Origin of the sequence: Saccharothrix sp. NRRL B-16348 (genome assembly GCF_001280085.1) — a bacterium.
Classification (GTDB): domain Bacteria; phylum Actinomycetota; class Actinomycetes; order Mycobacteriales; family Pseudonocardiaceae; genus Actinosynnema.
This window is the reverse complement of sequence record NZ_LGED01000057.1, coordinates 134,014-160,488: the sequence shown is the minus strand read 5'-3', so window position 1 is coordinate 160,488 and position 26,475 is coordinate 134,014. Positions and strand designations below refer to the sequence as shown.

General features: G+C 71.6%; 22 protein-coding genes. 15 read left to right on the top strand and 7 right to left on the bottom strand.

The annotated features are described in order from the left end of the window. Nucleotides 1-437: 437 nt before the first annotated feature. Nucleotides 438-1,196, bottom strand: a complete 759-nt coding sequence (locus ADK67_RS08860) for a GntR family transcriptional regulator (protein ID WP_053715905.1) — start codon at nucleotides 1,194-1,196, stop codon at nucleotides 438-440. A gap of 241 nt (nucleotides 1,197-1,437) precedes the next feature. Between ADK67_RS08860 and ADK67_RS08855 the strand changes: the two genes are divergently transcribed. The 5 genes from ADK67_RS08855 to ADK67_RS08835 are packed head-to-tail and all read left to right on the top strand — an operon-like array spanning nucleotide 1,438 to nucleotide 7,055. Further along, nucleotides 1,438-2,721, top strand: a complete 1,284-nt coding sequence (locus tag ADK67_RS08855) for a sugar ABC transporter substrate-binding protein (protein WP_053715904.1) — start codon at nucleotides 1,438-1,440, stop codon at nucleotides 2,719-2,721. A 7-nt stretch (nucleotides 2,722-2,728) separates the two neighbouring features. Then, nucleotides 2,729-3,718, top strand: coding sequence for a carbohydrate ABC transporter permease (locus ADK67_RS08850; protein WP_082403315.1), 990 nt, complete (start codon nucleotides 2,729-2,731; stop codon nucleotides 3,716-3,718). Between the two features lie 5 nt (nucleotides 3,719-3,723). Beyond that, a complete protein-coding gene (locus ADK67_RS08845) occupies nucleotides 3,724-4,554 on the top strand; it encodes a carbohydrate ABC transporter permease (RefSeq protein WP_053715918.1) in 831 nt (276 codons plus the stop codon). Between the two features lie 6 nt (nucleotides 4,555-4,560). Beyond that, nucleotides 4,561-6,015, top strand: a complete 1,455-nt coding sequence (locus ADK67_RS08840) for a glycoside hydrolase family 3 protein (protein WP_053715903.1) — start codon at nucleotides 4,561-4,563, stop codon at nucleotides 6,013-6,015. Next, nucleotides 6,012-7,055, top strand: a complete 1,044-nt coding sequence (locus ADK67_RS08835) for an SIS domain-containing protein (RefSeq protein WP_053715902.1) — start codon at nucleotides 6,012-6,014, stop codon at nucleotides 7,053-7,055. The genes ADK67_RS08840 and ADK67_RS08835 overlap by 4 nt, the downstream gene beginning before the upstream one ends. 214 nt (nucleotides 7,056-7,269) lie before the next feature. Here ADK67_RS08835 and nagA read toward each other — a convergent pair whose 3' ends face one another. Next, nucleotides 7,270-8,469 carry an N-acetylglucosamine-6-phosphate deacetylase gene (gene nagA / locus ADK67_RS08830; RefSeq protein WP_053715901.1) on the bottom strand — a complete coding sequence of 400 codons (1,200 nt, stop codon included), beginning with the start codon at nucleotides 8,467-8,469 and terminating at the stop codon, nucleotides 7,270-7,272. Nucleotides 8,470-8,661: 192 nt separating this feature from the next. Here nagA and ADK67_RS08825 point away from each other — a divergent pair, with 192 nt between their 5' ends. Then, nucleotides 8,662-9,336: a FadR/GntR family transcriptional regulator gene (locus tag ADK67_RS08825; RefSeq protein ID WP_053715900.1), complete on the top strand. Its 675-nt coding sequence runs from the start codon at nucleotides 8,662-8,664 to the stop codon at nucleotides 9,334-9,336. Nucleotides 9,337-9,508: 172 nt separating this feature from the next. Here ADK67_RS08825 and ADK67_RS08820 read toward each other — a convergent pair whose 3' ends face one another. From ADK67_RS08820 to ADK67_RS08805, 4 genes are all read right to left on the bottom strand, one after another. Continuing rightward, on the bottom strand, nucleotides 9,509-10,423 hold the full coding sequence (locus ADK67_RS08820; RefSeq protein WP_231648078.1) for an aldo/keto reductase: 915 nt from the start codon (nucleotides 10,421-10,423) through the stop codon (nucleotides 9,509-9,511). 61 nt (nucleotides 10,424-10,484) lie between these two features. After that, entirely contained in the window at nucleotides 10,485-11,231 is a 747-nt protein-coding gene (locus tag ADK67_RS08815) for an SDR family NAD(P)-dependent oxidoreductase (protein WP_053715898.1), read from the bottom strand. Continuing rightward, nucleotides 11,228-12,547: an enolase C-terminal domain-like protein gene (locus tag ADK67_RS08810; protein ID WP_442974114.1), complete on the bottom strand. Its 1,320-nt coding sequence runs from the start codon at nucleotides 12,545-12,547 to the stop codon at nucleotides 11,228-11,230. The genes ADK67_RS08815 and ADK67_RS08810 overlap by 4 nt, the downstream gene beginning before the upstream one ends. Then, entirely contained in the window at nucleotides 12,547-13,401 is an 855-nt protein-coding gene (locus tag ADK67_RS08805; RefSeq protein ID WP_053715897.1) for a fumarylacetoacetate hydrolase family protein, read from the bottom strand. Before ADK67_RS08805 ends, ADK67_RS08810 begins: the two co-directional genes overlap by 1 nt. A 114-nt stretch (nucleotides 13,402-13,515) precedes the next feature. Here ADK67_RS08805 and ADK67_RS08800 point away from each other — a divergent pair, with 114 nt between their 5' ends. Together ADK67_RS08800 and ADK67_RS08795 are read left to right on the top strand one after the other, a co-directional pair. After that, a complete protein-coding gene (locus ADK67_RS08800) occupies nucleotides 13,516-16,719 on the top strand; it encodes a S8 family peptidase (RefSeq protein ID WP_053715896.1) in 3,204 nt (1,067 codons plus the stop codon). 89 nt (nucleotides 16,720-16,808) lie between these two features. Further along, the gene (locus ADK67_RS08795) at nucleotides 16,809-17,741 is read left to right on the top strand and encodes an N-acetylglucosamine kinase (protein ID WP_053715895.1); all 933 of its coding nucleotides are present in this window, start codon (nucleotides 16,809-16,811) and stop codon (nucleotides 17,739-17,741) included. Nucleotides 17,742-17,983: 242 nt separating this feature from the next. On the opposite strand, the gene ADK67_RS08790 is transcribed toward ADK67_RS08795, so the two are convergent. After that, a complete protein-coding gene (locus tag ADK67_RS08790) occupies nucleotides 17,984-18,619 on the bottom strand; it encodes a DUF3159 domain-containing protein (RefSeq protein ID WP_053715894.1) in 636 nt (211 codons plus the stop codon). 134 nt (nucleotides 18,620-18,753) lie between these two features. Here ADK67_RS08790 and ADK67_RS08785 point away from each other — a divergent pair, with 134 nt between their 5' ends. The 7 genes from ADK67_RS08785 to ADK67_RS08755 all read left to right on the top strand — a co-directional run bounded on the left by ADK67_RS08785 (nucleotide 18,754) and on the right by ADK67_RS08755 (nucleotide 26,382). Beyond that, nucleotides 18,754-19,977 (top strand): ROK family transcriptional regulator, encoded by a 1,224-nt coding sequence (locus ADK67_RS08785; protein WP_053715893.1) that lies wholly within the window; start codon nucleotides 18,754-18,756, stop codon nucleotides 19,975-19,977. Nucleotides 19,978-19,987: 10 nt separating this feature from the next. Then, a complete protein-coding gene (locus tag ADK67_RS08780; protein WP_053715892.1) occupies nucleotides 19,988-21,316 on the top strand; it encodes an ABC transporter substrate-binding protein in 1,329 nt (442 codons plus the stop codon). 2 nt (nucleotides 21,317-21,318) lie between these two features. Continuing rightward, nucleotides 21,319-22,299 (top strand): carbohydrate ABC transporter permease, encoded by a 981-nt coding sequence (locus tag ADK67_RS08775; RefSeq protein ID WP_053715891.1) that lies wholly within the window; start codon nucleotides 21,319-21,321, stop codon nucleotides 22,297-22,299. Beyond that, on the top strand, nucleotides 22,296-23,153 hold the full coding sequence (locus tag ADK67_RS08770; protein ID WP_053715890.1) for a carbohydrate ABC transporter permease: 858 nt from the start codon (nucleotides 22,296-22,298) through the stop codon (nucleotides 23,151-23,153). Before ADK67_RS08775 ends, ADK67_RS08770 begins: the two co-directional genes overlap by 4 nt. Then, a complete protein-coding gene (locus ADK67_RS08765) occupies nucleotides 23,150-24,418 on the top strand; it encodes a 6-phospho-beta-glucosidase (RefSeq protein WP_053715889.1) in 1,269 nt (422 codons plus the stop codon). Before ADK67_RS08770 ends, ADK67_RS08765 begins: the two co-directional genes overlap by 4 nt. Further along, the gene (locus ADK67_RS08760) at nucleotides 24,415-25,428 is read left to right on the top strand and encodes an N-acetylglucosamine kinase (RefSeq protein ID WP_157620017.1); all 1,014 of its coding nucleotides are present in this window, start codon (nucleotides 24,415-24,417) and stop codon (nucleotides 25,426-25,428) included. Before ADK67_RS08765 ends, ADK67_RS08760 begins: the two co-directional genes overlap by 4 nt. Before the next feature lie 189 nt (nucleotides 25,429-25,617). Then, nucleotides 25,618-26,382, top strand: coding sequence for an SGNH/GDSL hydrolase family protein (locus ADK67_RS08755; protein WP_053715887.1), 765 nt, complete (start codon nucleotides 25,618-25,620; stop codon nucleotides 26,380-26,382). Nucleotides 26,383-26,475: the final 93 nt, after the last annotated feature.

The following is a 26,475-nucleotide window of genomic DNA, read 5'->3' as shown; positions in this document are numbered from 1 at the left end:
AAGCACTGGTCAGGCAGAGGTGAACTACGCCCCCCTTGACACGCGCGGTAGGGCTGCGCCAGGTCGGCGGGATGACACGGAACCCTCGCTCTGAGGAAAAACCCGCCAGTGGAGTGGTTCGGGGGTCGCCGGTCGGGCGCGGTGCCGGGCCCGACACGCGCGGTGCGGCCGCCGACTGCTCTTCCTCCCCACAAAGGGAGGGCTTCGTGTCATCCCGCCGACCTGGCTTTGCCCTACCGCGCGTGTCAAGGGGGCCGTTCACCTCTGCCCACGGCTTCCACTGTTGGCTGCCCCCTTGATACGTGTGGTAGCCCGGAGGGAGGTCGGTGGGATGACACGAAACCCGCACCAACAACGGACCCGCCACAGAACCAGGCAGTTGGACTCATCCTGCTGATCTGCCCGTCCGGCGAGGACAGCTTTTAAAGCTTGTGCTGTCAGTCGGCCGGCCGGTTGAGCGTGGCCACGAACTTGTAGCGGTCACCCCGGTACACCGAGCGCACCCACTCCACCGGGTTGCCCTCCGTGTCGAACGAGTGCCGCGACAGCAGCAGCATCGGCAGGCCGATGTCGGCGCCCAGCAGCTCCGCCTCCTCCGGCGACGCCAGCGCCGTCTCGATCGTCTCCTCCGCGTGCCCCATCTCGACCCCGAACCGCTCCCGCAGCACCTGGTACAGCGACGCGCCCGGCGCGAGGTAGCGGCGCAGACCGCGGAACCGGCCGAGCGCCAAGTGCGTGGTCTCGATCGCCATCGGCTCGCCGTCGGCCAGTCGCAGCCGGTGCAGCCGGAGCACCTTCGCGCCCGCCCGCACGCCGAGCAGCCTGGCCAGTTCGGCCTCCGCGGCCATCTCCGACGCCTCGATCAGCCGCGACGACGGCTGCCGGCCCTGGGCCTTCATGTCCTCTGTGTACGACGACAGTTGAAGCCGTTGCGCCACCTTCGGTTCCGCGGCGAACGTGCCCTTGCCCTGCACGCGCAGCAACCGACCCTCCACGGTCAGTTCGGCAAGCGCTTGCCGCACCGTCGTGCGCGACACGTCGAACTCCGCCGCCAGCGAGCGTTCCGTCGGGATCGGCGATCCGGGCGGCAACGCGCGCAGGAGGTCGAGCAGATGCCGCTTGAGTCCCCAGTACTTCGGCTCGCGCTGCGCGCGAGTCCTGGCGTCCACGCCAGTCGCAGGGCTCGTCTCGAGCATGCCTTCCTCCTCGCCCCTTGCCAGCCGACCTTGCCAGCGCTCCCAGACACAGGATGCCTTGTCCTCGTCGGATCGTGCGCCCGAACCCCCGACAAGCGCCAAGAAAATGATCCGATGACTTTGCAACGGTCCAGCAACGGCCTTGACATGCCCTGTGGCGAGGCACACTCTAGGCCGCATTGGTCTACACCACTTTGGCGTTCCGGTCGTGGGATCGGGGCATGGGGAAAGGGCGCACAACGTGAAGGGCTGGAGAGGACTGGCCGTAGGTGCCGCCGCACTCGCGGTGGCCGTGGCCGGATGTGGCACGAGCTCCGACGGCGGCAGCGGGAACTCCGGAGAACCCAAGACGCTGACGGTGTGGTTGATGGACGGCTCGGCGTCGACCACCCTGACCGACGCGCTGCACAAGGAGTTCCAGGACTCCCACCCCGGCGTGACCGTCAAGTACGAGATCCAGAAGTGGAACGGCATCCAGGAGAAGCTGACCACCGCGCTGACCAGCAACAACCCGCCGGACGTCATCGAGCTGGGCAACACCCAGACGGCGAAGTTCGCGGCCGAGGAGACGCTGACCGACCTCAGCGCGGACATGGCCGGCCTCAACGGCGACCAGTGGCTCGGCGGCCTCGAGGACTCGCTGACCTGGGACGGCAAGAAGTACGGCCTGCCGTTCTACGCCGCCAACCGGACGGTCATCTACCGGACCGACCTGTTCGAGGCCGCGGGCATCACCGCCGCGCCGAAGTCGCGTGACGAGTGGGTCGCCGCGATCGAGAAGCTGAAGGCGGCCAACGCCGCCGACCCGGACTTCCAGCCCCTCTACCTGCCCGGCCAGTCGTGGTACGTGCTGCTGTCGTTCATCTGGGACGAGGGCGGCGACGTGGCCAAGTCGCAGGGCTCCGCCTGGGCGGGCGCGCTCGACACCCCGCAGGCGAAGGCCGGGCTGGAGTTCTACAAGAAGCTGGTCGACACCTCCGGCACCAAGGCGCCGAAGGACGCGGACGAGGCCACCCCGCAGCAGATGGAGGTGTTCGCCACGGGCAAGGTCGGCATGATGATCGGCCTGCCGTGGGAGCTCGCGGGCGCGGTCAAGGCCAACGCCGACCTGGCGTCGAAGACCTCGGCGTTCGCGATCCCGTCGAAGACCTCGGGCAAGACGGCCCCGGTGTTCCTCGGCGGCTCGAACCTCGCCATCCCGGCCGGCAGCAAGAACGCCGACCTGGCCAAGGAGTACCTGAAGCTGCTCAGCTCGGCGAAGTACCAGGGCATGCTGGCCGAGGGCGGCGCGGTGCCCGGCACCTCGACCGACACGTCGAAGCTGGCCACCACCCCGATCGGCAAGGCGCTGGCCGAGTCCGCCCCGAACGGCAAGGTCACCCCGACCACGCCGTCGTGGGCCGCGGTCGAGGCGGGCCAGAACCCGCTGAAGGACATGCTGACGGCCTACCTGACCGGCGCGAAGCCGCTGGACCAGGCCACGGCCGACGCCAACACCGCCCTGTCGAAGACCCTGGGCGGATGACGATCGCATGACGGCCGTGCACACGACCGACGCCGCGGTGCCGACGAACTCCTCGTCGGCACCGCGGCGTGCCGCACCGGACGGCGCGCCGCGCCGTCGGGGCAGCGCCTTGGACCGGGCGCTGCCCTACCTGCTGCTGGCCCCCGCCGTGGTGGCCATCCTCTGGCTGATCGGTTGGCCCGTCCTCTCCGTCCTGGTGACCAGCTTCCGCAAGCTGAACCTGCGCGAGCTGACCCGCGGCGAGGTCGTGTGGACCGGTCTGGACAACTACGCCGAGATCCTGGGCGACCCGGCGTTCTGGGGCATCGCGGTGCGCACCGTGGTGTTCACCGGGCTCGTGGTCGTCGTGTCGGTCCTCGCGGCCCTGCTGATCGCGCTGCTGATGCGGCAGATCAGCCCGGTCGTGCGGATCGTGCTGCAGGTGGCGATGCTGCTGGCGTGGGCGATGCCGCTGCTCGCGGCCACCACGGTCTACCAGTGGATCTTCGACCAGCAGTACGGCATCCTCAACAAGACCCTGGTCAAGCTCGGGTTCGACTCGTTCGCCGGGTACTCGTGGTTCTCCACCGGCACGTCGACGCTGGCCGTGATCGGGCTGCTGATCGTGTGGCAGGCGATCCCGTTCCTGGCGTTCTCGCTGTACGCGGGCGCCATCGGGATCCCGAAGGACCGGTACGAGGCGGCGGGCATCGACGGCGCGTCGGCGTGGCAGACGTTCCGCGCCGTGACGTGGCCGGAGCTGCGGCCGTTGCTGCTGATGGTGACGTTCCTGTCGCTGCTGTGGGACTTCAAGGTGTTCGCCCAGATCTGGGCGATGCGCAAGGGCGGCCCGGACGGCGGCAGCACCACGTTGGCCGTCTACCAGTACCTCGAAGGCATCTCGAAGAGCCACTTCGGCGTGGCCGCGGCGGTGTCCGTGGTGATGGTCGCGCTGCTGGGGCTGCTCACGTTCCAGTACCTGCGCAGGCTGGTCCGGTCCCAGGAGGGCGAGCTGTGATGGCGATGAAGGTGTCCGGCGCCAAGAAGGTCACGGGGAACGTCGTCGCGCTGGTCGTGGCGTTGTTCTTCGCGTTCCCGACGTACTGGATGGTCTCGACCGCGTTGAAGCCGCGCAAGGACCTGCTGACCAGCGGTTACGACCTGGTGCCGTTCTCGGTGACGGGTTCGAACTTCGCCACCGCGTGGGCCAAGCCCGGTTTCCTCAGCGCACTCGGCAACAGCCTGCTGGTGACGCTGAGCGCGGTGCTGGCGGCGATCGTGATCGGTCTGCTGGCGGCGGTGGCGTTGTCGCGGATGCGGTTCAAGGGCCGCAAGGGCTTCGTGATGATGCTGCTGGTGGCGCAGATGGCGCCGTTCGAGGCGCTGCTGATCCCGATGTTCCTGATGATGCGCGACCTGGACCTGCTCGACCGGCTGCCCGCGTTGGCGCTGATCTACTTCGCGGTGACGCTGCCGTTCTGCGCGTGGACGCTGCGCGGGTTCGTCAACGGCATCCCGCTGGAGCTGGAAGAGGCGGCGATGGTGGACGGCTGCGGCCGGTGGGGCGCGTTCCGGCGGGTCACGCTGCCGCTGCTCGGGCCGGGCCTGGTGGCCACGTCGGTGTTCGCGTTCGTGACCGCGTGGAACGAGTTCCTGTTCGCGTTGTCGCTGGTCAAGGACCAGGCCAAGGAGACCCTGCCGGTGTGGCTGTCGGGGTTCCAGACCGCGTTCGGCACGGACTGGGGTGGGGCGATGGCCGCGTCCGCGCTGTTCACCCTGCCGGTGCTGGTGTTCTTCCTGATCGTGCAGCGCAAGATGGTCACCGGTGTCACGGCCGGTGCGGTGAAGGGGTAGGACCGCATGTCGTTGCACCGGCTCGCGTCGGGTGTGCTGCTGCCGGGGTTCCACGGGACCGCCGCGCCGGACTGGCTGCTGAAGAGGGTGGCCGACGGGCTCGGCGGTGTCGTGCTGTTCGGGCGCAATGTGGTGGACGATGCCCAGGTCACGACCCTGAACGCGCAGCTGAGGGGCGCGCGGGCGGACGTCGTGATCGGGATCGACGAGGAGGGCGGCGACGTGACCCGCCTCGACGCGGGCCGCGGGTCGGAGGTGCCGGGCAACCACGCGTTGGGCGCGGCGGACGACGTGGGGCTGACGCGGGCGGTGGCGGCGTCGATCGGGGCGCGGCTGGCGGCGTGCGGGGTGAGCCTGAACCTGGCGCCGTCGGCGGACCTCGTGCTGACGCTGGAGGACCCCGTGATCGGGGTGCGGTCGTTCGGGTCGGACCCGGAGGCGGCGGGCGCGCACGTGGCGGCGTTCGTGGCGGGTCTGCAGTCGGTCGGGGTGGCGGCGTGCGCCAAGCACTTCCCCGGCCACGGTGCGTCCACTGTGGACTCGCACGCGGCGCTGCCGGTGCTGCCACGGACCCACGAGGAGCTGGCGGCGGTCGAGTTCGTGCCGTTCCGCGCGGCGGTGCGGGCGGGGGTGCGGTCGATCATGACCGGGCACCTCGTCGTGCCGGAGTGGGGTTCGGCGCCCGCGACGCTGAACCCGCTGGCGGTGCGGGTGCTGCGGGAGGAGTTGGGGTTCACCGGGGCGGTCATCACCGACGGGCTGGACATGAAGGCCGTCGGCGGCGACCTCGCGGAGGGGTCCGTGCGGTCGCTGGCGGCCGGGGTGGACGCGTTGTGCCTGGGCGGCGAGCCGTTGGACGACGACGGGCTGCGATGGCTGGTGGACAGCATCGTGGCGGCCGTGGAGTCGGGCGCGCTGCCGGTGGAGCGGTTGGAGGAGGCGGCACGGCGGACGGCCGCGCTGGGCGCACCGGCGACCTCCGTGGAGGCGCACGACCCGTCGTTGGGGCTGGTCGCGGCACGGCGGGCGCTGGAGGTGCGCGGCACGTTGGCGCTGTCCGGGCCGCCGGTGGTCGTCGACCTGGCGGTGGAGCCGTCGATCGCGGTCGGCGACGTGCCGTGGGGGCTCGGGCCGTATTTGGCGGAGCTCGTTCCGGGTACCTCGGTGGTGGCGGCGACGTCCGCGGACGAGATCGCGTCGCTGGCCGCCGGGCGTCCGGTCGTGGTGGTGACGCGTGAGGCACACCGCCACGCGTGGGCTCGCGAGCTGGTGTCGTCGCTGGTTACTATTGGTCTAGACCTTGTGCACGTCGAGACGGGCGTGCCGGGGCCTGACCTGGGCGCCGTCGCCCGCGTGGACACCCACGGCGGGTCACGGGTGAGCCTGCGGGCCGCGGCCGAGCGCGTCGCCGCCGCCACCCGGACGACGCCGCCATCCGAACGACAGGGGGAGCACCGATGACCGACCACCAGCCCGGCAGGCACATGGCGGCCGAGATCGACCAGCAACCGGGGATCTTCGCCGACCTGTTCGCCCGGCGGGACGCCATCGCGTCGGTCGCGTCCGTGATCGCCGAACGCCGGCCGCGGTTCGTGCTGCTGGCGGCCCGCGGGTCCAGCGACCACGCGGCGCTGTACGCGAAGTACCTGACCGAGGTGCTGCTGGAACTGCCCGCCGGGCTGGTGTCGCCGTCCACGACCACGCTGTACGGGGCCCAGCCGGACCTGCGCGACGTGCTGCTGGTCGCGGTGTCCCAGTCGGGCGGGTCGCCGGACCTGCTGGAGGTGACCGAGTCGGCGCGGGCGCGCGGCGCGTTGACCGTGGCGGTCACGAACACCGCTTCGTCGCCGTTGAACGGGGCGGCCGAGCTGTCGGTCGACGTCGGGGCGGGCGTGGAGCAGGCCGTGGCGGCGACGAAGACGTACTCGGCGACCTTGCTGGCGCTGTACCTGCTGGTGGACGGGATCCGGGGCGGTGACGGTTCGGCCGTCTCCGGTCTCGGCGACCTGGCGCGGTCGACGTTGGACGCGTCGGCGGACGCGGTGGCCGAGGCGGTGCAGCGGTACCGGTTCGTGGACCGGGTGCTGACCACCGGGCGCGGCTACTCGCTGCCGACGGCGCTGGAGTCGGCGTTGAAGCTGGCTGAGACGTCGTACCTGGCGGCGCGGGCGTACAGCGGGGCGGACCTGCTGCACGGGCCGGTGGCGGCGGTGGACGCGGAGACGGCCGTGCTGGCGGTGACCAGTTTGGGCAAGGGCGGTGACGCTCTCCACGACGTGCTGGACGCCGTGCACGGGCGTGGGGCGGACGTGCTGGCCGTCGGCTCCGCCTCCGACAAGGTCTCCGCCGCCCTCCGCATCCCGGTGGCCGAGACCGCGGAGGAAGTCGCCCCGATCCTGGAGATCCTCCCGATCCAACGCCTCGCCCACGGCCTGGCCCTGGCCCGCGGCGGCGACCCGGACAACCCACGCGGCCTGAACAAGGTCACCCGCACCCGCTGACCCTCACCTCGCGCGTGTCCTACGTCCAGAACGCGCGTGTCGAACGCTCAGGTCGCGAGAGTCCTACGTTCGCGTCGCGTGAGTCCTACGTTCAGAACGCGCGTGTCCTACGTTCGCGTCGCGCGTGTCCTACGTTCAGAACACCTGAATTCAACGCTCAGAACACGAGAGAGGCCCGAGGGAGCGCGTCCCCCGGGCCTCTCCGCTCGTGCGGCTACTGCCCCGCCGCGGCCACGCCGACCGTCGCGTTCCCGTACGCCGTCGCACGGTCGAACACGACCTCGCCGTCCACCCACACCTTGCGCGGCCGGAGGTCGTCGTCCCACCACACCAGGTCGGCCACGGCGCCGGGCTCCAGCCGGCCCAACGTCGGCTCGCCGATCGCGTCGGCCGGGACGATGGTGGCCGACGCCAGGGCGGCCGCCGGGTCCACGCCCACCGACACGATGTTGCGCACGGCCAGGTCCAGGGTCAGCGCGCTGCCCGCGATCGTGCCCTCCGGCGAACGCGGCACGCCGTCCTCGGTCAGCAGCACGTCCGCGCCGCCCAGCTGGTAGCGGCCGGGTGGCATGCCCGCGGCGGCCACGGCGTCCGTGACCAGCGCGACCCGGTGCCCGGCGGCGTTGAAGACCAGCCGGCAGACGTCCGGGCCTACGTGCGCCAGGTCCGCGATCAGGCCCAACGTGAACCGGTCGTCCACGAGCGCCACGCCGGGCACGCCCGGTTCGCGGTGGCCGAGCGGGCGCTGGGCGTTGAACAGGTGCGTCACCATGCGGGCGCCTGCCTCGGCGGCGGCCCTGGTCTGCTCGCCCGTCGCGTCGCTGTGCCCGACCGCGACCAGCACGCCCGCCTCCGCCAGCCTGCGCACGGCGTCCAGACCGCCCGGCTGCTCGGGGGCGAGCGTCACCATGCGCAACGCGCGGCGCAGCACCTCGTCGTGCAGCAGCATGTCGATCTCGGCCGGGCCCGGCGGCACCATCAGCGCCGGGTCGTGCACGCCCGCGCGTTTCGGCGACAGGAACGGCCCTTCCAGGTGCACGCCGAGCGGCTTGGCGCCCGCGTGCCGCGCCAGGGTGGCCGACGCCGCCAGCACGGCGTGCGCCTGGCGTATCGCGACCGGCACCGGCGCGGTGATCAGCGTCGGCAGGAAACGGGTCACCCCCGTTCGTGGGAGCGCTCTCGCCACCGCGGCCATGCCTTCGGGGTCCACCTCGGCGAAGTCGACCCCGACCGCCCCGTTGACCTGCACGTCCACCAGGCCCGGGGTGAGCAGGCCGTCGGTCAGCACCTCGGCGCCGTCGGGTGGTGAACCCGCGACGACCTCGACGATCCGGCCTGCCCTGAACCTCAGGCTGACGGGACCGGTGATGGCCCGACCGAGCAGTGCTCGCGGAGCTGCGACAACCGTGTCCAAGGTCCCTCCTCAAATGGTCCAGACCATTATGGCCGGAAGTGGCGGACGCCGTCACGCATGGTTATAAGATAACCGAATAGAGTTAAGATGGGTGAATGTCTCGCTGCACGGCGGGTTGGCCGCGCGGCGCTTCGGTGTGGCCCATACTTGGCGCCAGACATCCGAGGTCTAGCTGACGAGTCGAGGGCCGCCGTGGCAGTTACCGACGACGCCATCCTGCGCGTCAAGGAGATGATCGTCTCGGGCGAGCTGAAGCCGGGCGACCGGCTGCCGCGGGAGGCGGACCTCGCCGACCGCCTCGGGCTGTCGCGGAACTCGCTGCGCGAGGCGGTCAAGGCGTTGTCGCTGGTCAGGGTGCTGGACGTGCGGCAGGGTGACGGCACGTACGTGTCGAGCCTGCGTGCCGACGACCTGCTCGGCGCGTTGTCGTTCGTGCTCGACCTGCACCGCGGCGAGGACTCCGTGCTGGAGGTCCTGCAGGTGCGCCGCATCCTCGAACCGGCCGCCGCGGCGATGGCGGCGCAGCGCGTCGGGCCGGACGAGATCGCGGCGCTGCGGACGTTGTGCGACGCCGCCGAGTCCGCGCAGTCCGTGGAGGAGCTGGTCGAGCACGACCTGGAGTTCCACCGCGCCATCGCGCAGGGCTCGGGCAACGCCTACCTGGCCCAACTGCTGGACACCCTCGCCGGCCCGACCGTCCGGGTCCGCATCTGGCGCGGCATCACGCAGGGCGGCGCGGTCGACCGGACCGTCGCCGAGCACCGCGCCATCGTCGACGCCCTGGCCGCCCACCAGCCCGAACTGGCCCGTTCGTGGTCGACGGTGCACGTGGCGGGCGTGGAGCAGTGGCTGTCCCACCTGGCGTGACGCCGGGCGGCCGTGTTCTGAGCGTTGAATTCAGGTGTTCTGAACGTAGGACACGCGCGTTCTGAACGTAGGACACGCGCGACGTGAAGGTACGACACGCGCGGGGTGGAGGTAGGACACGCGCGGGGTGGAGGTAGGACTCTCGAGGGGTGGAGGTAGGACTCTCGAAGGGTTAGGTGGGGAGTAGGCCCTCGGTGCGCAGGTCGTCCCACAACGCGTCCGGCACCGGTGCGGCGAAGGCGGTGGCGTTGGCGCGCATCTCCGCCGCCGAACGCACGCCCAGCAGCACCGACACCACCGCCGGGTGCCGGAACGGGAACGACACCGCGGCCTGCGGCAACGTCACGTCGTGCCGCGCGCAGACGGCGGCGATCCGCCGCGCACGCAACACCAGCGCCTCCGGCGCGGCCCGGTAGTCGTACGTCGAGCCGACCTCGGGCCGGGCCAGCAGCCCGGAGTTGAACACCCCGGCCGCCACCACCGCCACCCCGCGCGACGCGCACAGGTCCAGCAGCGGAGCGGCCGTCTGCTCCAGCACGGTGTACCGCCCGGCCGGCAGCACCACGTCCACGTCGGTCTCCCGGACGAACCGCGCGGGCAGCTCCCACTGGTTCATCCCCACGCCGACCGCCCCGATCACGCCTTCCGACCGCAGCGCCAGCAACGCGGGCACGGCCTCCGACACGGCCTGCTCCCAGTGCGAGTCGGGATCGTGCACGTAGACCACGTCCACCCGGTCCAGCCCGAGACGGTCCAAAGAGGACTCCAACGACCGCCGCACGCCGTCCGCGCTGAAGTCCCACCGCCGCCACGCCGTGGCGGGCACCGCGAACCCGTTCGCCCGGTCATCGCCGTCGCCGAACGCCGGCTCCAACACCCGTCCCACCTTCGTGGAGACGACGAACGAGTCACGCGGCCTGCCCGCCAGGAAAGAACCGATCCGCCGCTCCGACAACCCCAGCCCGTAGTGCGGCGCGGTGTCGAAGTAGCGGACCCCGGCGTCCCAAGCGGCTTCCAGCGCGCCGAAAGCGTCCACATCGGACACCTCGGTGAACAGGTTGCCGATCGGACCGCCCCCGAAACCCAACCGGGACAACGGAATCACTGCTGCGCCTCTCCGTGCGACCAGGTCTTCCCAACGCCGAATGCTACCGAGGACGCAGCCGCAGCCCGTGCATCCCGCCGTCGACCGCGAGGACGGTGCCGGCGGTGGAGCCGGAGAGCGGACCGGCCAGGTAGGCGATGGCGCCCGCGACCTCGTCCGCCGAGACCAGCCGGCCGTGCGGCTGCCTCGCCTCCAACGCGGCCCGCTCGGCCTCCGGGTCCGGCGCCGAGTCGAGCAGGCGGCCCACCCACGGCGTGTCGGCCGTGCCGGGCGCCACCGCGTTCACCCGGATGCCCTCGCGCACGTAGTCCGCGGCCATGGCCAGCGTCAACGCGTGCACCGCGCCCTTGCTCGCCGAGTACAGCGCGCGCTGCGGCAGACCTGCCCAGGCCGCGATCGAGCCGGTGTTCACGATCGCCGCGGACGGCGACTTCCGCAGGTGCGGCACCGCGGCGCGAGCCACCCGGGCCATGCCGACCACGTTCACGTTCAGCACCCGGAGCCACTCGTCGTCCGGGTTCGCCGTCACGTCGCCCTGCGCGCCGACGCCCGCGTTGTTCACCACCACGTCGAGCCGGCCGAACCGCTCGACCACCTCGTCGATCGCGGCACGCACCGACGCGTCGTCGGCGACGTCCATCCTGATCCCGTGCAACGGCGGGTCGACCTGGGGGTTCAGGTCCAGCGCCACCGCGGTCGCGCCCCGTTCGGCCAGCAGCCGCGCGGTGGCCAGGCCGATGCCCGACGCCCCGCCGGTCACCACCGCGACCAGCCCTTGGAACTCGCTCACCGCTCCTCCTCCAACTCGGTCCACACCGGACCGTCGGGGTACCGGTAGTCGGTCAGGGTCCGCTCCCGCAGCCGGGCCGAGAAGCCGGGCTCGGCGGGCGCGACGTACCGGCCGCCGCGCACCACCGCCGGGTCGGTGAAGTGCTCGTGCAGGTGGTCGACCCACTCGATGACGCGGCCGTCGGTCGTGCCGGAGACGGCCACGAAGTCGACCATCGCCAGGTGCCTGACCAGCTCGCACAGTCCCACGCCGCCCGCGTGCGGGCACACCGGCACGCCGAACTTCGCGGCCAGCAGCAGGATCGCCACGTTCTCGTTGACGCCGCCCACCCGGCACGCGTCGAGCTGCACCACGTCCGCCGCGCCCGCCTGGAGCAGCTGCTTGAACACCACCCGGTTCTGCACGTGCTCGCCGGTGGCGACCTTGATCGGGCTCAACGCCCTGGCGATGGCCGCGTGCGCGAGCACGTCGTCCGGGGAGGTGGGCTCCTCGATCCAGTACGGGTCGAACGGCGCCAGCTCGCGCATCCACGCGATGGCCGTGCCGACGTCCCACCGCTGGTTGGCGTCCACCGCGATGCGCACGTCCGGGCCGACGACCTCGCGGGCCAGCTTCAGCCGCCGCACGTCGTCGTCCAGGCTGCCGCCGACCTTCAGCTTGATCATGTCGAAGCCGTCGGCCAACGCCTCCCGCGCCAGGCCCGCGAGCTTGTCGTCGGCGTAGCCCAGCCAGCCCGGCGACGTCGTGTAGGCCGGGTAGCCGTCCCGGACGAGCGCCGCCGCCCGTTCGGCGCGTCCCGACTCGGCGCGCCGCAGGATGTCCAGCGCCTCGTCGGGCGTGAGCGCGTCGGACAGGTAGCGGAAGTCGACCAGGCCGACGATCTCCTCCGGCGTCATGCCCGACAGGAACCGCCACAGCGGCAGGCCCGCGCGCCGTGCCGCCAGGTCCCACGCGGCGTTGACCACCGCGCCGAGCGCCATGTGCGCGACGCCCTTCTCCGGGCCGAGCCACCGCAGCTGCGAGTCGCCGACCAGCTCGAAGTACAGCCCGGCCAGGTCGGCGGCGGTCTGCGGGACGGGCCGGCCGACCACGTGGTGCGCCAGCGAGCTGATCGCGGCGGCCTGCACGTCGTTGCCACGCCCGATGGTGAACGCCAGCCCGTAGCCCTCCGGGCCGCCCGACGTGCGCAGCACGACGTAGGCGGCGGAGTAGTCCGGGTCGGGGTTCATCGCGTCCGACCCGTCCAGCTCGCGCGAGGTCGGGAACCGGATGTCCAGCACGTCGAGCGCGACGATCCGGTCCACGCCCGCGGCCATCACGCCTGCCCGAGGGTCTGCCGCTGCTTGCCCAGCCCGTCGATCTCCAGCTCCACCACGTCGCCCGCACGCAGGTACGGCTTCGGCTCCGGCTGGCCCAGCGCCACCCCGGCCGGCGTGCCGGTGTTGATGACGTCACCTGGTCGGAGGACGAGGAACCAGCTCAGGTAGCGGACCAGCTCGGCCACCGGGAAGATCATGTTCTTGGTGGACGAGTCCTGCCGCGGCACGCCGTTGACCCACAGCCGCATGCCGAGCGCCTGCGGGTCGCCGACCTCGTCCGCGGGCACGAGGAAGGGGCCGAGCGGGTTGAACGTCTCGCAGTTCTTGCCCTTGTCCCACTGCCCGCCGCGTTCGAGCTGGAACTCGCGCTCGCTGACGTCGTGGGACAGCGCGTACCCGGCGACGCAGGTCATGGCCTCCTCGGCGGACTCCAGGTACCGGGCCGTGCGGCCGATGACCACGGCCAGCTCGACCTCCCAGTCCGTCTTCACGGACCGGCGCGGCACCAGCACCTCGTCGTTCGGGCCGACGATCGTGTCCGGCGTCTTGAGGAACATCACCGGCTCGGCCGGGATCGGCAGCCCGGTCTCGTCCGCGTGGTCGCGGTAGTTGAGGCCGATGCAGACGAGCTTGCCGACCCCCGCCACCGGCGGCCCGATCCGCGCACCGTCGTCCACGATCGGGTGGAGTTCGCCGGCGGCGAGCGCGGCCCGGGTGCGGGCGATGCCGTCGGCGGCGAGGAACGCGCCGGTCACGTCGTCGGTCACCGGTGTCAGGTCGTACGTGACGCCGTCGTCGGCACGGACGGCGGGCCGTTCGGAGCCCGTCGGTCCCAAGCGCAGCAACTGCACGGCAGGTCCTCCTCAGAAGCCGGTCGACAGATCGGATGTATAGCGCTGTTCCTCGACTCCGTCTAGAGGTTGTCCGGTTATTCGTCCGATGAATCCCGGTTACGAAGGGTTGCGATGAAACTCCACCGCCCGGTGTGGGCGTCCGCCGCCACCGCCGCACTGCTCGGCACGCTCCTCGTCGGCAGCGCCTCGGGAGCCGACCAGGCGGCCAGACCCCTGCCGCCGAACCGCGCCGACCACGCCGGTGACGGGTCGTCCGAGCGGGTCGGCGCGGCGCTGGCCCGCGCCACCGGGCCGGTCACCGCGTTCGTCGAGCTGACCACGACCCCGGCCACCCGCGCGTACGGTGACGAGAAGGCACGCGGCGGGCACGACCCCGCGGCGGCGGCACGGGCGGCCCGGCAGCGCGCCGACGTGCAGGCCGACCGGGTGCTGACGGCGTTGCGCGGCCAGGACGCCGCCACCCGCGAGGTCGCCAAGACGCGCAACGCGGTGCCGGGTGTCGTGGTCACCGCCGACGCCGCGAGCCTGCGCGGGCTGACCGCGTTGCCCGAGGTCAAGTCCGTGCGGCTGACCGTGCCGAAGTCGGTGCGGAACGCGGGCGCGGTTGAGCTGACGCGGGCCGCGCGGGTCTGGCGGGACACCGGCCGCTACGGCGAGGGCCTGCGCATCGGCGTCATCGACACCGGCATCGACTACACGCACGCCGACTTCGGCGGCCCCGGCACCACCGCCGCCTACGAAGCCGTAGACCGCACCGCGCCGTGGACGCCGACCGCGAAGGTCGTCGGCGGCCACGACTTCGCGGGCGACGCCTACGACTCCACGACGCCCGAGCAGGCGGTGCCGGCGCCCGACCCGAACCCCCTGGACTGCCAGAGCCACGGCACGCACGTCGCGGGCACCGCCGCCGGGTACGGCGAGAACGCCGACGGCACGCCGTTCACCGGCGACTACTCGACGTTGACGCCCGAAGCCGTGGCCGGCATGAAGATCGGGCCCGGCACCGCGCCGAAAGCGTCCCTGTACGCGTTGAAGGTGTTCGGCTGCACGGGGTCGACCGACCTGGTGGGCCAGGCCCTCGACTGGTCGCTCGACCCGAACGGCGACGGCGACTTCGGCGACCACCTCGACGTGGTGAACCTGTCGCTGGGCAGCGACTTCGGCGGCCAGGACGACCCGGACAACCTGTTCGTGCGCAAGGTCGTCGAGCACGGCGTGGTGGTCGTCGCGGCGGCGGGCAACGGCGGCGACTTCTACGACGTCGGAGGCTCGCCCGCGAACGCGCCCGAGGCGCTGGCGGTGGCGAACACGCGGGACGCGTACGCGCTGCTCGACGGCGTCGAAGTGGCGGGCGCGCGGCACGCCGGGCAGTACAGCAAGAGCTACCCCGGGTACGCCGCGCTGGACGTGACGCGGCCCGTCGTGCCGGTGACCGACCCGGAGAACCTCGACGGGTGCGCGCCGATCGCCGACGACCTGCACGGCAGGTTCGTGTGGCTGGAGTGGGACGAGGACGACGCGACCCGCGAGTGCGGCTCGGCCGCGCGGACCGACAACGCCCAGGCGGCCGGCGCGGAAGGCGTGCTGCTCACCGCCACCAGCGCCCACTTCAAGGCGGCCATCGCGGGCAACGCGGGCATCCCGGCGTTCCAGTTCACCCGTGCCGCGACCGACGCCGTGCGGCCCGCGTTGGCCGACGGCACGCTCCAGGTGCGGATGCTCGGCTCGCTGCGCAACGCCGTGCCGACGATGACGCCGACCCTGGCCGACACCATCACGCCGTCGTCCTCGCGCGGGTCGCGCGGCGCCACGGCGGCCAAGCCGGACGTCGCCGCGCCCGGTGACACGATCGTGTCCGCGTCGGTCGGCACGGGCGCCGACGCGGTGAGCATGGGCGGCACGTCGATGGCCGCGCCGCACGTGGCCGGCATCGCCGCGCTGGTGCGGGAGGCACGTCCGGAGTGGACGGTCGAAGAGGTCAAGGCCGCGATCGTGAACACCGCGACCGGCGACGTGACTGACGGCGACGACCACACCACCGGCACGCCCGAGGCGCCGATGCGGGTCGGCGCGGGGCGGGTGGACGCGCTGGACGCGGTCGGCGTCGACCTGCTGGCCATGGTCGCGGACGACCCCGGCACGGTGGGCGTGACGTTCGGGACGGTCGAGGCGGCGTCCGCCACTTCGGTGAGCAAGACGGTGGAGGTGGTGAACAAGTCGGCGTCACCGCGCACGGCCCGCGTGTCGTACCAGGCCGCGACCACCGTGCCGGGCGCGGAGTTCGGGGTGTGGCCGCCGGTGCTCGTCGTGCCGCCCGGTGGGACCGCGTCGGTCGAGGTGACGCTGACCGTCACGCCCGAGGAGCTGCGGAAGGTGGCCGACCCGACCGTGGAGAAGGTGCAGGCGGACGTGGCGCGGCAGTTCCTGGCGGAGGCGTCCGGGCGGCTGCTCGTGCGGTCCGGCGACCGCACGCTCCGGGTGCCGGTCTACGCGGCGCCGAAACCGGTCGCGGACGTGGAGGCGGTCGACCGCGGTGACGGCACGGTCGAGTTGACCGGGCGCGGGCTGGACCAGGGCGAGGGCGACGAGGCCTACCGGTCGTTCGTGAGCGTGGTCGAGCTGCAGGGCTCCAGCCCGGAGCTGCCCGACTGCGCGGACGAGGTGCAGGCCGACTGCGCGGTCAACGGGTCGGCCAAGGGCGGCGACCTGCGGTACGTCGGTGCCGCATCGGGTGACGGGATGCTCGCGTTCGGGGTCGTGACCTGGCACAACTGGGTGACGCTCGGCATCGCCGCCAGCCCGGAGATCCGGATCGACACCGACGGCGACGGGGCGCGCGACTACACCGTGCGCGCGGTGAAGCCGAGCGTGGGCGAGGTCGTGACGGCGGACGTGTGGCTGGCGCGGACCGTGCGGGAGGCGGACGGCGAGGTCGTGGACGAGCAGCCGCTCAACGGCCAGTACGGCGACGTGGACACCAACGTGATGGACAGCGACGTGGTGGTGCTGCCGGTGGCGTTGGCGGCGTTGGGGATCGACCCGGCGGCCGGCAGCGCGCCGTTGACCTACACCGTCGCGATGGCCGGGACGTACCCGGCGCCGGGCAACGCGGACGGGTTCGTCGACCGGATCGACACGCCGATGGCGTTCGACCCGCTGCGGCCGGGGCTCGGGGTCGAGGGCGGGGTGTCGTTCGTGGCGGAGCCGGGCGCGGTGCTGCGCGTGCGGCGCGGTGGGTCGGCGGTGGCCGGTCTGCTGTTCCTGCACCACCACAACGCGTCCGGCGACCGTGCGCAGGTGCTCGCGGTGCGCTGACGGGCTGGTGCTGCTGTCACGGAGAGCCAGGTCCGGCACAACCCGGTTGGGTGTGCCGGACCTCGTTCGTGCTGGGCATACTCGGGCGAATGGGTTTCGTAGTGGGTCTGGACGCGGGCGGCACGAGCACCCGGGCGTTGGTGCTCGACCTGGACGGCGTGCGCCTGGGCGCCGGGGTGGCCGGCGGCGCGAACCCCAACTCCCACCCGCCGGAGACGGCCGCCGCGCACGTCCGGCAGGCGTTGACGGCGGCGTTGGACGGGTTGGACCCGGCGAAGGTCGAGTCGGGCGTGCTGGGCATGGCCGGTTCGAGCAAGCTGCTCAGCGATCCGGCGGTGGCGGCGTTGTTCGAGGCGGCGTGGGCGGGCGCCGGGCTGCGGTGCCCGATGCGGGTGATCACCGACTCCGAGGCGGCGTTCGCGACCGGTTCGGCGTCGCCCGACGGGACCGTGCTGGTGGCCGGGACGGGGTCGATCGCGGCCCGGATCGAGCACCACGAGCTGGTGTCGACGGCCGGTGGGTACGGCTGGCTGCTGGGTGACGAGGGGTCGGCGTTCTGGCTGGGGCGTGAGGCGGTGCGGGCGACGCTGGCGGCGTTGGAGCGGGACGACCCGGACGACCTGACCACCGCCGTGCTGGCGCGTGCCGACATCCCCGAGCTGCCCCGACGTGAGCAGTGGCGGCGGTTGATCACCGTGGCCAACGCCGCCGCGCCGATCGCCCTGGCGACCTACGCACCCCTCGTGACGGCGCACGCCGAGGCCCGTTCGGCCGACCGGATCATCACCGCCGCCGTGCGCACCCTGGCCGACCTGGCCGAGGCCGCGCGCCCGTCCGACGACCGCTCCCCGATCGTCCTGATGGGCAGCCTGGTCCACGCACACCCCTTGGGCTCCCGCCTCAAGCGCGAACTGACCACCCGCACCTCGGCCACCGTCACGGTCGCCACCGAGGGCGCCGCCGGCGCCGCCTGGCTGGCCGCCGTGAAAATCCTGGGCGGCTCCGCCCCCCGCCCCACCTAATCCCCCGCGCGTGTCGAACCTTCACGTCCCGCGTGTCGAACTTTCAGCGCGCGCGTGTCCTACGTTCAGAACGCGCGTGTCCTACGTTCCGGTACCCCGTGTTCAACGCTCAGAACAACCGCGTCGTGTTCTGAGCGTTGAACTCGCCTGTTCTGAACGTAGGACACGGGCGACGCGAACGTAGGACACGCGCGACTTGGAGGTTCGACACGCGGGACGCGAGGGTTCGACACGCGCGGGGGTCAAGGGGTGCGGGGGTGGCGGAGGCCCGGGTGGTCCGAGGGGAGGGTGCGGCGGAGGATCCACCAGCTCACGGCGATGCACGCCACCTGGAGCGGCCAGGTCAGGGCGGCACGCATGATGCCCAGCAGGACCACCTCGCCGGCCAGCCAGAGGGCGCCGAAGACGAGGACGCGGAGGATGTACTGGCCCACCCACGGCCAAGAGGCGTAGCGGTAGGCGCGGAGGAGGTCCGGGTCGCGGCGCCAGCGGAACTTCTGGCCCGTGATCAGACCGACCACCACGCCGAGGAGAGGCCACCTCAGGACGATCGACGCCGACCAGACCAGGGCCGACGCCGCGTTGAGGAAGATCTGCACGAGGAAGAAGTCCTCGGCGCGGCCCGTCTGCAGTGCGACGTAAGCGGCCAGCACCACCAAGGCCACCGAGACCAGGAGCGCGCGAGGGCGGCTGCCCCGGACCACCCGGATCACGCCGACGACCACGCCACACGCCACCGCCGCCAAGGCCCCGACGGCGATCGAGTTCCCGCCCAGCAGCCACCCCACGACGAACGCCAACGGCGGCAGCGAGGCGTCCAACGCACCGCCCCGCCCGCCCAGCAGTGCGGCCAGCGACTCCTGACGCGTGTCGGTCATGCCTCCAGGGTGCCTTAGGCCAACCTAACCCAGGTAACAGACCCGTCTCGGCGCATTGACCGCCGTGAGGCCCGTCACTACCGTTCCCACGAAATCGTCTGGAAAGTTACCAGACAGGACGGACAGGAGACCCGATGCGAGCCGGGAGCCCGAGGCTGCTGCGCGAGATCAACGACCGCGCGGCCATCGAGGCGCTGCTCCGCAACGGCCCGCTGACCAGGGCGGAGCTGGAAGGGATCATCGGCCTGTCCAAACCGGCCACCGCGCAGCTCCTCACCCGCCTCGAAGACGAGGGCACGGTCCTGCGCAGCGGGTTGCGTGGCGGCGGACGCGGCCCCCGGGCGCAGCTCTGGACGGTCAACGGCGCGCTCGCCCACGTCGCCGCCGTCGACCTCACCCCCGACGCGGTCGACGTCGCCATCGCCGACATCTCCGGCACGACGCTCGCCGAACACCGCGCGCCCATGCCGAAGACCGACGTGCTGGAGGCGTTCCACAGCGCGGTCACGAAGGCCGCCGCCCTCGCCGGCCTCACCACCGACGCCCTGCACCACGTCGTCGTCGGCAGCCCCGGCGCGGTGGACCCGGCGACCGGCCGCCTCAACTACGCCCCGCACATGCCCGGCTGGGAGAACAAGAACATCCCGGAGGAGCTCGAAGCCCTCCTCGACACCTCCGTCACGGTCGAGAACGACGTCAACCTCGTCGCGCTGGAGGAGATGATCGCCGGCCGGGCCGTCGGGGTCAGGAACTTCGTCCTGCTCTGGCCCGCCGACGCGGTGGGCGCGGCCGTCGTGGTCAACGGCGTGCTGCTGCGCGGCGCGACCGGTGGCGCGGGCGAGATCGACGCCATGCGGGTCCCGGACCACGCGCACGCCGACACGGGCACCGAACGCACCGGCAGCCGTTACGGCGACCTCCTCGACAGCCCCGGCATCGCCCGCCTCGCCCGCGCGCACGGCGTGTCCGCGCGCACCGGCCAGGAGGCCGTGGAGAAGGCGTTGGGCGAAGGACCGGCCGGCCGGGAGTTCCTGGTCGACCTGGCCCGCCGCGTCGCGACCGGCGTGGCGAACGTGATCGCCGTGCTCGACCCCGAACTGGTGCTGCTGTCCGGCGAGATCGCGCAGGCGGGCGGCACGACGCTCGCCGAGCTCGTCGCGGCCGAGCTGCGCCGCCTGGTGGTGCCCCGCACCCCCGTCCGACTCGCCCTGGTGACCGGGAAACCGGTGCGTTCCGGCGCACTGCACTCCGCGCTGTCCGTCGTCAGGGAACAGGTGTTCGGTCTGCCCGCCGCCACGACCGAACCCTTCCGCGGTCCGAACCAGCAGGACGCGACCGCATCGAGCACGTCGACATGAAGGAGAGCACATGCGCAAGCTCCACCGCGCAGCGTTGCTGTGCGTGGCCGCGGCGGTGTCCCTGACCGCTTGCGCGGCGGGCTCCGGCAAGCAGGCCGACCAGTCGGGGCCGGCGGCGGCGCCGGGCAAGGAGGACAAGTTCTCCCTCACGGTCTGGAGCAACTACTCCGGCCGCGAGCAGGCCGAGGTCACCAAGGCCCTGGAGAGCTTCAAGGAGAAGTTCCCGAACGCCGAGATCAGGCACGAGGGCAGCCAGGACGACGACAAGATCACCGCGGGCATCCGCGGCGGCAACCCGCCGGACGTGGCCCTGTCGTTCACCACCGACAACATCGGCCAGTTCTGCACCAGCGGCTCGTTCCAGGAGCTCAAGCCCTACGTCGAACGGGACGGCGTCGACCTCGGCCAGATCCCCGACGCGGTCCGCTCCTACACCGAGTACAAGGGCAACCGCTGCGCGATGCCGCTGCTCAGCGACGTGTACGGGCTGTACTACAACAAGGACATGCTCGCCGCGGCGGGCATCACCGAGCCGCCCAGGACGACGGCGGAGCTGCTCGACTTCGCCAAGCGGACGACGAAGAAGGCGGCGGACGGCTCGATCGAGGTCGCGGGCTTCCTGCCGACCATGCTGTTCTACGCGAACCGCCCGCCGATCTGGGCGCCGAACTTCGGCGCGAAGTGGGAGACGCCGGACGGCAAGTCGGGTCTCGCCACCCCGGAGTGGGCCGAGATGTTGAGGTTCCAGAAGGAACTCGTCGACTTCTACGGCTACGACAACCTGGAGCGGTTCCGGGCGGGCCTCGGCCAAGAGTACTCGACCGACCACGCGTTCCACCAGAAGAAGATCGCCATGATGATCGACGGCGAGTACCGCACCGCGTTCCTGGAGGACCAGGCGCCGGACGTGCGGTTCGGCACCGCGCCGTTCCCGACGGTCAAGCCCGACCTGTACGGCATCGGCTTCACCACCGGCACGATCATGGGCATCCCGAAGGGCGCGAAGAACCCCGGCGCGGCGTGGGAGCTGATCAAGCACCTGTCGTTCGACACCGACACGGTCGTCGACCTGGCCAACGGGATCAAGAACATCCCGAGCACGAAGGCCGCGCTGGCCGACCCGCGCCTGGAGGTGGACGAGAACTTCAAGACGTTCATCGACCTGGCGACCTCGGGCAAGCTCCAGGGCAACCCGGTGACGCCCATCGGCGACGCGCACATCAAGGCGATCGGCGACTTCGCCACGTCGTGGCAGGCGGGCAAGGTGCCCGACCTGATGGCGGGGTTGGCGGAGGTCGACCGGCAGATCGACGACCGGATCGCGAAGAGCGGCAAGTAGGCATGACGGCCACGCTGGAGCGCGTGGACGTGGCGCGGACCGCCCAGGCCAAGGGGCGGTCCCGCGCCCGCGCCCGTCACCGCCTGACCGTGCTGGCGTTCATGGCGCCCGCGATCCTCGGGTTCGCCGTGTTCTTCGGCTACCCGCTGGTCGCCACGATCGGGTTCTCGTTCACCAGGTACGACCTGATCAACCCGCCGGAGTGGGTCGGCTGGGAGAACTACGCGTACATGTTCTCCGACCCGCTGTTCCGCACCGCCGTGCACAACACGTTGTGGTTCGTGGTGGTGCTGACCGTCGCACGCGTGGTGTTCGCGTTGGGCGTGGCGTCGGTGATCGCACGGCTGAGAACGGGCGTCGGGCTGGTGCGCACCTTGTGCTACCTGCCGTCGTTGGCGCCGCCCGTGGCCGCGACGTTGGTGTTCTTCCTGGTCATGCGGCCGAACGAAGGGCCGCTGGACGCGTTCTTGGGCTGGTTCGGGATCGAGGGGCCGTTGTGGTTCGCCGATCCGGTGTGGGCCAAACCGGGGATCGCGGCCGTGATGCTGTGGGTGTCCGGCGATCTGATGATCATCATCCTGGCCGCGGTCTTGGACGTGCCGCCGGAGCAGTACGAGGCCGCCGAGCTGGACGGCGCGGGTCCGGTGCGGCGGTGGTGGCACATCACGCTGCCGACGATCTCCCCCGTGCTGGTGTTCGGGGTGGTGAACTCGATCATCCTGGCGTTGCAGCTGTTCACGCAGGCCGTGGTGGCCGGGTCGGCGGCGAGCGGGTCGGCGGACGTGACCGGTTCCACGAAGGTGCTCGGGTTCCCGGAGAACTCCACGTTGACGTTCCCGGTGTGGCTGTACACGCAGGGGTTCAGGTATTTCGACATGGGTTACGCGGCGGCGATGGCGACGGTGTTGTTCGTGATCTCGTTCGCGGCGACGGCGTTGCTGGTGCAGCGGATGCGCAAGGCGTCGCACCAGGAGGAGTCATGACGGCGGCGGTCGGCGTGCGGAGGCCGTTCGCGTGGCGGAAGGCGCTGGACTGGGTGGCGGTGCACAGCCTCGGGCTGGCGCTCGGGTTGATGTTCACGTTGCCGATCGTCTTCGTCTTCCTGACGGCGGTCATGTCGGACAGCCAGGCGTTCACGAAGGACTTGTGGCCCCGCGAGTGGCATTGGGGCAACTTCCTGGAGGTGTTCGAGCAGGCGCCGCTGCTGAAGTACTTGGGCAACAGCATGTTGTACTCGGGGTTGGCCACGGTCGGGATGCTGGTGTCCTCCATCCCGGCGGCGTACGCGCTGGCGAAGTTGCGGTGGCGCGGGCGGAACGTGGTGTTCCTGCTGGTGGTCGGGGCGATGATGCTGCCACCGCAGGTCGTGGCGGTGCCGCTGTACGACACGTGGTCCGGCCTCGGGTTGACGGGCACGCTGTGGCCGTTGATCGCGCCCTACTTCCTGTTCGACGCGTTCAGCATCTTCCTGCTGCGCCAGTTCATCCTGACCATCCCACAGTCCTATGTGGACGCGGCACGGGTGGACGGGTGCTCGGAGTTCCAGGCGCTGGTGAGGATCGTCGTGCCGATGGCGCGGCCGGGCATCGCGGCGACCGCGCTGTTCTGCTTCCTCTACACCTGGAACGACTACTTCGGACCGCTGCTCTACACGAGCGAGAAGCCGGACCAGTGGACGCTGTCGCTGGCGCTGTCGACGTTCAAGGGCATGCACCACGTGCAGTGGAACCTGGCGATGGCCGTCACGTTGCTGATCATGGTCCCGGCGGTGGTGCTGTTCGTGTTCGCACAGCGCTCGTTCGTCAAGGGCATCACATTCACGGGGGTCAAAGGGTGAAGCTCACCGTTGTCGGTGGCGGGTCGACCTACACGCCGGAACTGGTCGACGGGATCGCGGGGCGACGGGTCGGCCTCGCGGTGGACGAGATCGCGCTCGTGGACCCGGACTTGGCGCGGCTGGAGGTGGTCGGGGCGTTCTCGCGGCGGTTGCTGGCGCACGCGGGGCACCCGGCGCGCGTGACGACGACCGACGACCTGGAACGTGGCGTCGACGGTGCGTCGGCGGTGTTGTTGCAGCTCAGGGTGGGCGGGCAGGCGGCACGGGCGTCGGACGAGACGTTCCCGCTCGTGTGCGACTGCGTCGGGCAGGAGACGACGGGGGCCGGCGGGTTGGCCAAGGCGTTGCGGACCGTGCCGGTGGTGCTGGACATCGCCCGGCGCGTGCGGGAGGTGGCGGGCGACGCCTGGATCGTGAACTTCACCAACCCGGTGGGGATCGTGACGCGGGCGTTGCTCGCCGAAGGGCACCGGGCGGTCGGGCTGTGCAACGTGGCGATCACGTTCCAGCGGTGGACGGCGGCGTTGCTCGGGGTGGAGCCGGGGTCGGTGCGGCTGGAGCACGTCGGGCTCAACCACCTGAGCTGGGAGACGGGCGTGTTCGTCGACGGCGTCGACCGGCTGCCGGAGCTGCTGGCACGGCACGCCGACGCGTTGGGCGAGCACATCGGGCTGCCGGGGTCGTTCATGCGGCGGTTGGGGATGGTGCCGTCGTACTACCTGAAGTACTTCTACGACCACGACGAGGTGGTGCGGAAGCAGCACACCGAGCCGCCGCGGGCCGAGGTGGTCGCGGGGGTGGAGAAGGAGCTGCTGGACCTGTACGGGGACGTGGCGGTGGTGACGAAGCCGGCGCAGCTCGCGCAGCGCGGGGGCGCGTACTACTCGGAGGCGGCCGTGCAGCTGGTGCACGCCTTGACGGGCGGGATGGGTGCGGAGCAGCACGTGGTGAACGTCCGCAACGGCGGCACGCTGCCGTTCCTGCCCGCGGACGCGGTGATCGAGGTGCCCGCGGTGGTGGACGGCAGCGGTGCCACGCCGCTGCCCGTGCCGCCCGTGCCGCCGTCGGCAGCCGGGTTGATCGCGCACGTGACGAGCTACGAGCACCTGGCGTTGGACGCGGCGGTGCGCGGTGGGCGTGACCGGGTGGCGGACGCGTTGCTCGCGCACCCGTTGGTCGGGCAGTACGCGTTGGCCGAACGGTTGGCCGACGAGCTGGTGGCGCGCAACGCGGACTTCCTGCCGTGGGCGAAGGGGTCGGTGTGACCGACCGGGTGCTCGCCATCGACGGCGGGAACAGCAAGACGGCCGTGGCGCTGGTCGACGTGGAGGGACGGGTGCTCGCCAGGGTGCGCGGACCCGGTGCGTCCCCGCAGAACGTGGGGCTGGCGCGCAGCCTGGAGGTGTTCGACGGGCTGGTGCGGGAGGCGGCACGGCGGGCGGGGCTCGCGGACGGTGGGCTGGTCGCCTCCCACACGGCCGCCTACCTGGCCGGGGCGGACCTGCCCCAAGAGGAGGACGACCTGCGCGCGGCCGTCGAGGCGCAGGGGTGGTCGGCGACGTCCGTCGTCGGGAACGACACGTTCGCGCTGCTCAGAGCCGGTACGGCCGACGGGATCGGGGTGGCCGTGGTGTGCGGGGCGGGCATCAACTGCGTGGCCGTCGCGCCGGACGGGCGGACGCACCGGTTCCCGGCGTTGGGGCGGATCTCGGGTGACTGGGGCGGCGGCGGACACCTCGGGTCGGAGGCGCTGTGGCTCGCGGTGCGGGCCGAGGACGGTCGGGGCGAGCCGACGGCGTTGCTGGACGCGGTGATCGCGCACTACGGGACGGCGACGGTCGCCGAGGCGGTGCGGCGGCTGCACTTCGCGGAGGTGGAGTTCGACCCGCACGCCCTGTGCCCGTTGTTGTTCGAGGTGGCGGCGGGTGGTGACGCGGTGGCGCGGTCGGTGGTGGACCGGCTGGTGGAGGAGGTCGTGCTGCTGGCGCGGGTGTCGTTGTCGCGGTTGGCGTTGCTGGCGGAGCCGGTGGACGTGGTGCTCGGCGGTGGCGTGCTGACCGGGACGGGCGGCGTGGTGGTCGACGCGGTGGCGGCGCGGTTGGGCGTGGTCGCGCCGGCGGCCCGGGTGCGGGTGATGGACGTGCCGCCGGTGGTGGGGGCGGCGTTGCTGGGGTTGGACGCGGTGGGTTCGGCTCCGGGGGCGGAGCGGCGGTTGCGTGCGGCGTACGAGTCGGAGGCGGGGATCGAGTCGGGGGTGGAGGCGGGCATTTGGTGATCTTGGAATCAGTGATGTTCGACGCACTCCGATGAGGTGAACCTCGTGAATCGCCCCATTGCCGACATTCCTGCACGCCGGGTGACACCTTGGTAACGGCGTTGCCAACCGACGGTGGCGTAGGACGGGCGTGGCGTTGCATTCTGTTCTGCGCGGTCATTGGGGGTGCCGCGCGGAGTGGAGGGACGCATGGAGGGACTGGACAGTTTCGTCGCGGTGGGGGACAGCTTCACCGAGGGAATGGACGACCCGGCGCCGAACGGGACGTACGTGGGGTGGGCCGACCGGCTGGCCGCGATGATCTCGGCCAAGCGGCAGGGCTTCCGGTACGCCAACCTCGCGATCCGGGGCAAGATGCTCCAGGAGATCGTGGACGAGCAGGTTCCGCTGGCGGTGGCGTTGAAGCCGAAGCTGGTGACGCTGTGTGGTGGCGGCAACGACATCCTGGTGCCCGGGAGCGACGCGGACGCGTTGGCCGAGGTGTACGAGATCGCGGTGGCCGACCTGCGGGCGGCCGGCGCGGAGGTGGTCATCTTCACCGGCTTCGACCCGAAGCACACGCCGTTCCTGCGGTCGTTGCGCGGGAAGATCGCCATCTACAACAGCCACCTGTGGTCGGTGGCGGAGCGCTACCACTGCAAGGTGGTCGACCTGTGGTCGATGAACGTCCTGCACGACCGGCGCGCGTGGAGCGGCGACCGGTTGCACCTGTCGCCCGAGGGGCATCGCCGGGTGGCGTTGCGGGCGGCCGAGGTGCTGGGGTTCGAGACGGACGAGGCGTGGAACACGCCCTGGCCGCCGTTGGTCGACGAGGACTGGATGACGCAGCGGCGGCACGACCTGAAGTGGGCGCGGGAGCACGTCGTGCCGTGGATCGGTCGGCAGTTGCGGGGTGAGTCGATGGGTGACGGGTTGGCGCCGAAGCGGCCGGAGTTGCTGCCGGTGTGCGATTGAGGCCGGTGCGGTTGAGGCCCGTGCGGCCGGTTGGTGAGGTCGGTGCGGTTGAGGCCGGTGGCGATTAGTGGGTAAGTCCGGCTCGATTTGACA

Bases quoted from the DNA above. Each gene is read 5' to 3' on its own strand.
- ADK67_RS08845 (WP_053715918.1), top strand. From the start codon at position 3,724: ATGAAGGTGTCCGGCGCCAAGAAGGTCACGGGGAACGTCGTCGCGCTG.
- ADK67_RS08810 (WP_442974114.1), bottom strand. From the start codon at position 12,547: ATGGCCGCGGGCGTGGACCGGATCGTCGCGCTCGACGTGCTGGACATC.
- ADK67_RS08780 (WP_053715892.1), top strand. From the start codon at position 19,988: ATGCGCAAGCTCCACCGCGCAGCGTTGCTGTGCGTGGCCGCGGCGGTG.
- ADK67_RS08755 (WP_053715887.1), top strand. From the start codon at position 25,618: ATGGAGGGACTGGACAGTTTCGTCGCGGTGGGGGACAGCTTCACCGAG.
- ADK67_RS08835 (WP_053715902.1), top strand. From the start codon at position 6,012: ATGACCGACCACCAGCCCGGCAGGCACATGGCGGCCGAGATCGACCAG.
- ADK67_RS08840 (WP_053715903.1), top strand. From the start codon at position 4,561: ATGTCGTTGCACCGGCTCGCGTCGGGTGTGCTGCTGCCGGGGTTCCAC.
- ADK67_RS08860 (WP_053715905.1), bottom strand. From the start codon at position 1,196: ATGCTCGAGACGAGCCCTGCGACTGGCGTGGACGCCAGGACTCGCGCG.
- ADK67_RS08850 (WP_082403315.1), top strand. From the start codon at position 2,729: ATGACGGCCGTGCACACGACCGACGCCGCGGTGCCGACGAACTCCTCG.
- ADK67_RS08785 (WP_053715893.1), top strand. From the start codon at position 18,754: ATGCGAGCCGGGAGCCCGAGGCTGCTGCGCGAGATCAACGACCGCGCG.
- ADK67_RS08770 (WP_053715890.1), top strand. From the start codon at position 22,296: ATGACGGCGGCGGTCGGCGTGCGGAGGCCGTTCGCGTGGCGGAAGGCG.
- ADK67_RS08790 (WP_053715894.1), bottom strand. From the start codon at position 18,619: ATGACCGACACGCGTCAGGAGTCGCTGGCCGCACTGCTGGGCGGGCGG.
- ADK67_RS08795 (WP_053715895.1), top strand. From the start codon at position 16,809: ATGGGTTTCGTAGTGGGTCTGGACGCGGGCGGCACGAGCACCCGGGCG.
- ADK67_RS08800 (WP_053715896.1), top strand. From the start codon at position 13,516: ATGAAACTCCACCGCCCGGTGTGGGCGTCCGCCGCCACCGCCGCACTG.
- ADK67_RS08775 (WP_053715891.1), top strand. From the start codon at position 21,319: ATGACGGCCACGCTGGAGCGCGTGGACGTGGCGCGGACCGCCCAGGCC.